At 58.1% G+C, this 1,176-nt stretch carries 1 pseudogene; it reads left to right on the plus strand.

From position 1 onward, the window contains the following. Positions 1–1,176 (plus strand): annotated as a pseudogene (locus tag FDW87_RS21675) (amidohydrolase); the annotation flags it as partial.

The raw sequence follows: 1,176 nt of genomic DNA on the forward strand, positions 1-1,176 counted from the left end.
TGAGTTTTGCCACCGACGGGACGCAGGTTGTCGATCTGCAGGGACATACGGTGATCCCGGGCCTGAACGATTCGCACCTGCACCTCATTCGCGGCGGTCTGAATTACAACCTGGAATTGCGTTGGGAAGGCGTACCGTCGCTGGCGGACGCGCTGCGCATGCTCAAAGAGCAGGCTGACAGAACGCCATCGCCGCAATGGGTGCGCGTGGTGGGCGGCTGGAGCGAATTCCAGTTTGCCGAACGTCGCATGCCAACCCTCGAAGAACTGAATGAAGCTGCCCCGGATACCCCAGTTTTTGTTCTGCACCTCTACGACAGAGCTTTGCTGAACCGTGCCGCACTGAAAGCAGTCGGCTACACCAAAGCGACGCCGGACCCGGCGGGTGGTGAGATTGTGCGTGATAGCAACGGTAACCCAACCGGGATGCTGATCGCCAAACCCAACGCCATGATCCTTTATTCGACGCTGGCAAAAGGACCAAAACTGCCGCTGGAAATGCAGGTCAACTCGACCCGGCAGTTTATGCGCGAGCTGAACCGTCTCGGGCTGACCAGCGCCATCGATGCAGGCGGTGGTTTTCAGAACTACCCGGAAGATTACGAGATAATTGAGCAGCTACACGCCAACAAACAGATGACGGTGCGCATCGCCTACAACTTGTTTACCCAGCGTCCGCAGCAGGAACTGGAAGACTTTGAGCGCTGGACCGATATGCTCAAACCAGGGCAGGGGACCGACTTCTACCGTGCCAATGGGGCAGGGGAAATGCTGGTCTTCTCGGCCGCGGATTTTGAAGACTTTCTCCAGCCACGCCCGGATCTGCCGGAAGGTATGGAAGATGAGCTGGAGCGCGTGGTGCGCCACCTCGTGGAGCACCGCTGGCCGTTCCGCCTGCACGCCACCTACGATGAATCCATCAGCCGAATGCTCGACGTATTCGAGAAGGTGAATCGCGATATCCCGTTCAATGGCCTGCACTGGTTCTTCGATCACGCTGAAACGATTACCGAACGGAATATAGAGCGCGTAAAAGCGCTGGGGGGCGGGATCGCTGTTCAGCACCGTATGGCGTTCCAGGGCGAATATTTTGTCGATCGCTACGGCAAAGATGCGGTCAAACATACCCCGCCAGTGGCGAAAATGCTGGCGGCTGACGTTCCGGTAGGGCTGGGGA

The organism is Citrobacter sp. wls826 (assembly GCF_005281245.1).
Taxonomy (GTDB): Bacteria; Pseudomonadota; Gammaproteobacteria; order Enterobacterales; family Enterobacteriaceae; genus Citrobacter; species Citrobacter braakii.